The sequence below is a fragment of the Arthrobacter sp. 10L430 genome (assembly GCF_056395245.1).
Genome location: NZ_JBFTJD010000048.1, coordinates 1 through 4,686 on the forward strand (window position 1 = coordinate 1; position 4,686 = coordinate 4,686).

The window sequence follows — 4,686 nt, forward strand, 5'->3', positions numbered from 1 at the left end:
GTCATCGGCCTCGGCAGCATCGGATCCATGGCCCTCTGGCAAGCCTCCCGCCTGACCCAGGACGTCGTCGGATTCGAAGCCCACGCACCCGCCCACGGCCGTAGCGCCGTGGGCGGGGACACCCGGCTCTTCCGCATGCTCTACCGCGGCAACCCCAACTACTACCCCATCCTGGAACGCTCCCGCAGCCTCTGGGCCGAACTCGAAGCCGAAACAGGACAAAACATCCTCACMCGYTGCGGCGGACTSTCCATCGGCACCGCCGATGGCCCCTACATCCGCAGCCTCCTCGAAACCACCAGAACCAACGGGGCTGCCCACGTAATCCTCACCCGCGAAGAGATGGCCGAACGCTACCCGCAGCACAACCTCCGGGCTGACGACATCGCCGTCTACGACCCCAACGCCGGGGCCCTGCGCACCGACCGTGCAGTGACGGCGGCAGTCGCTGCCGCCCAGGCCAACGGGGCAACAGTCCACACCACCACCCCGATCGACAGCATCACCGAAACCGGCGACGGCGTGGTCATCACCTCGGGCGATAAGTCCTGGACCTTCGAGAACGTCATCATCTCCTCCGGCGGCTGGTCCCAGCGGCTTATGCCTGACTACCTAAAGGCGCACACGGAAATACGCAGGCTTTTCCTGTCGTGGTTCGTTGCCCGCGACGCAGCCCAGTTCACACCGGAGAGATTCCCCGTATTCAGCCGGATCTATGAGGGCCGCTCCATGTATGGGGCACCCGCAGTGGACGGGGTCACAGTCAAAGCCACCCTGGACGGCCGGGGCGCACCCACGGCCAGCGCCGATTCCGTCCCAAGGGACCTTACCGCCGCCGAGATTCAGGAAACCACCGAAACCGTCACGGAATTCTTCCCCGGTCTCATCCCGACGATCGTCCGCTCTGATGCCTTCCCGGACCTCTACACCGGGGACCGGAACCCGCTGGTGGGCCGGTTCAGCGAGTCAAGCAGGATGTATTGCGCCACCGGCTTCTCCGGAGGCGGCTTCAAAAATGCCGCGGGGTACGGCCACATTGCCGCGTACGAAGCACTCGGCAAGCAGACTTTCGAAGGCCTGGACTTCGCACGCCCCGAACGGTTTAAGAAGAGCTAGGCCAGCCCCAGTCAACGGCTACCACCTAAAAACCCAACCCCGGCGGAACTTCACCGCCCCGGCAAATCCCCTTCCATCACAACTGAAAGCGTGACATGAGCACTTCATTTGACCCCACAACTCTTCACACCGAGCTGTTCATCGACGGTGTCTGGCAAAAGGCAACCAGTTCAGCTACCTTCCCAATCGAGAACCCGGCCACGAATGAAATCATTGCCCACGTGGCTGACGGCGGGCCCGAAGAAGCCGTCCTGGCCATCCAGGCTGCCGGCCGGGCCCAGGCTGCATGGGCAAGGTCCACACCCCGTGAACGGGCCGACATTCTCCGACGCGCCTTTGAACTGGTCACTGCCAACACCGACCGGCTCGCCGCAATCATGACCGCGGAGATGGGCAAACCCCTTGCAGAAGCAAGGGGCGAAGTGGCCTACGGCGCTGAAATGCTCCGTTGGTTCTCCGAGGAAGCCGTCCGTATAGGCGGTGACCACACCACCTCCTCGGATGGCAACACCCGGATCATGATCACGAAGGAACCGATTGGTCCCTGCGTGCTGGTCACCCCGTGGAACTTTCCGTTGGCCATGGGCGCCCGCAAGATCGCCCCCGCCGTCGCCGCCGGCTGCACCATGGTGTTCAAGCCCGCGGCTTTGACCCCTCTGACGTCCCTGGCCCTCGTTGACATTTTCAAGCAGGCCGGCCTTCCCGACGGCGTCTTGAATGTCGTTACCACTTCCCGAGCCTCCAGCATGGTGGATCCTTGGATGAGCAGCGGCATCGCGCGCAAGGTCAGCTTCACCGGCTCCACCGAGGTCGGCAAGACATTGCTGCGCCAGGCGGCCGACAACGTGATGCGCTCCTCAATGGAACTGGGGGGAAATGCCCCGTTCATCGTCTTGGCTGACGCCAACATCGAAAAAGCCGTCGAAGGCGCACTGAAAGCCAAGATGCGCAACATGGGTGAAGCCTGCACCGCCGCGAACCGTTTCTTCGTGCATCGCTCCGTCGTCGAAGAATTCAGCGAAAAGTTCTCCAAAACGATGTCCGAACTGCAGGTAGGCAACGGCGCTTTGGCTGGCACCGACGTGGGGCCTCTCATCGATCAGAAGGGCCTGGACAAGGTTGAAAGCCTGGTCAGCAATGCGGTTTCCAAGGGCGCACGCGTCCTGACCGGAGGAAGCCGCCCGGAGGGTCCCGGATACTTCTACACCCCCACCGTCCTGACGGACGTGCCCCTGGACGCGAATCTGATGACTGCAGAGATTTTCGGTCCGGTCGCGGCCATTACGCCCTTCGACAGCGAGGATGAAGTCCTCCGTCTGGCCAACGACACCGAGTGGGGCCTGGTCGGCTACGTATTTACGGAAAGCATGGACAAAGCCCTCCGCTTCTCCGCGGAACTGGAGGTCGGAATGGTCGGCCTCAATACCGGGCTGGTTTCCAACCCTGCAGCACCATTCGGCGGCGTCAAGCAGTCCGGGCTGGGACGCGAAGGCGGCAAGATTGGCATCGAAGAATTCCTCGAGACCAAGTACACCGCAATGGCGGTCTAGAGAACGCAGTAGGCCGAAGAATGAAATGAGGGGGATGCCAATGGCGGCACCCGAAGGACTGTTTGTCCTGGAAGGAAGACCCACCGCGTGAACAAATCGTCCACGGGTCCATCCGCCCCGGGCAACAGATCAACGAATCCCTTCTGGCGAGCGAGCTCAACAGGTCCAGAGGTCCTCTTCGGGAAGCACTACAGCGCTTGTGTCAGGAAGGGATCCTCATCAGTCGGCGCAACTACGGAGTGTTCGTCCTAGAAGTTGAAACGCAGGACCTTGAAGAGATCTACGAGGTTCGTGAGTCCCTCGGATCCGCCGCCGCCAGCAGGCTGTTGGACGGCAGCCCGAAGCAGATCAAAGACACCTGCGAAGTGCTGAAGGAAATTGTGGACGAAATGGCGAAGCAAGTGGCCACTTCCAACGGGCAGACCATTGCACGGCTTGACATGCAGTTCCACTCAGCCCTCAATGCCGGCGTGGGAAATCTCGTTTTATCCGGATCCACAAGACGCTGGCGGCTGAACCAAGAAGGTGTGTCCGAGACCTGGAAGTCTCCTACCCAAGGATGGACGTCCTGGTAGAGGAACATCAAACCATCCTGGATCTGTTGAAGGCGGGCGACAGGAAAGGCCTTCTCAAGACCATCAAGCGGCATATGCAAAAAACCGTTGAGGACCTGACCGCAACTCAGCAGGACAAGCCTCAGTGCCTGAAGACTTCTCCTGGCCGCAGCTCCAACATGCCAAGAGGAGGTGCCGTTGGAGGTCGTTGCAGGGCTCGAATTCCTTGAGTTCGGCAGCGACCGCCGCAGTTGTTGACGATCGACAACTTCGGCCTTGCAGTACCGTGGGCCGCCCGCGTCAGATGGGCGCCCTGTATAATCGACAATCGACAAGGGAGGCGGCACGATGGACCGCAAGTTCAAGTGGCAAGAACAGCGGACGACGACGCCGGACGGCGTCTACCGCGTGCTGCGTACCGCCATCCTGGACGGAACTGTGCCTCCGGGGGAACAGCTGCGCGAGACGCACATTGCTGCCGATCTGGGAATCAGTCGGTCCCCACTACGTGAGGCGTTGACCAGGCTTGAGGAGGAAGGACTGGTCGTGAAGATCCCCTTCCGGGGATCGTTCGTTGTGGAGGTGAGTGCCCGCGACGTCGCCGAGATCGCATCAATCCGCGTACTTGTCGAGCCTTACGCTGCTGAGCTCTCGGCCGCAACGTTGCGCGGTCCTGAGCGGCTTCGGTTGAAGCAAACCATCGCGGAACTCTACCGGGCCACGGACACCAACGATATCCCGGCCAGCATTGACGCTCACCTTCGCTTCCACAGGCTCTTCTACGAATTTTCGGGGAACGCCGCCCTGCAAAGTCTTTGGAACGGCTGGGAGAACAAGCTGCGTCTCTACCTCGCGGTCGACCATCGTACGTACAGCGACCTGCATGACATTGCCGTTGAGCACGAGAGATTGGCTGCGCTTGCTTTGGAAGGTGACATCGACGGCTTCCGCCAAGAGATGGTCAGTCAATTCCAAAATGCGCTCCGGGCCCAACCCTAACCGGACATAGTGCACGCCCGACTTCAACATAACCGAGAAACCTTGAGTTCCCCAGGGCCTGCGGGGCCGTTCGGGCGCCAAAAGAGAAGGCCAGATCCGTTGGATCTGGCCTTCTCTTTTGAATGGTGCCGGAGAAGGGTTATGGGACAAAACGAGTGTATGGGAGGGGCTCGCTTCCCAGTGTTGGCGGGCGAATTCCGGGATGGCTAAGCTTTCGAAGCTTAGGGTGGCTGGGGTGCTTGCATATCTCTGGAATGTCTTGTCTGCGGTCAATCGCTGGTACGGAACGGGAAAACGGCSGCCGGTAAGCAGCGCTACCGGTGTCTGGCATGCGGTGCGAGCCGCTCGAGTGAACGCCCGGATGTCAGCCGGCGCTYCGAATTGGAGGCGTTCCTTGGCTGGCTGATGGGCACCTCGAGTCAGTCATCGTTCACCTCGTTCGGCACGGCCCGGTCATTGCGTCGGCG

General features: G+C 61.2%; 4 protein-coding genes and 1 pseudogene. All 5 read left to right on the forward strand.

The window, feature by feature from the left end:
* The coding region (solA, locus tag AC1DDG_RS21520) for an N-methyl-L-tryptophan oxidase (protein ID WP_476877678.1) at window positions 1-1,116 on the forward strand (1,116 nt) is incomplete at its 5' end.
* A 95-nt stretch (window positions 1,117-1,211) separates the two neighbouring features.
* Entirely contained in the window at window positions 1,212-2,666 is a 1,455-nt protein-coding gene (locus AC1DDG_RS21525) for an NAD-dependent succinate-semialdehyde dehydrogenase (RefSeq protein ID WP_476877679.1), read from the forward strand.
* A gap of 62 nt (window positions 2,667-2,728) precedes the next feature.
* A pseudogene (locus AC1DDG_RS21530) lies at window positions 2,729-3,450 on the forward strand (GntR family transcriptional regulator).
* 118 nt (window positions 3,451-3,568) lie between these two features.
* Complete coding sequence (locus tag AC1DDG_RS21535) at window positions 3,569-4,219, forward strand: GntR family transcriptional regulator (protein ID WP_476877680.1); 651 nt, start codon at window positions 3,569-3,571, stop codon at window positions 4,217-4,219.
* A 249-nt stretch (window positions 4,220-4,468) separates the two neighbouring features.
* The coding region (locus AC1DDG_RS21540) for a transposase-like zinc-binding domain-containing protein (protein ID WP_476877681.1) at window positions 4,469-4,686 on the forward strand (218 nt) is incomplete at its 3' end.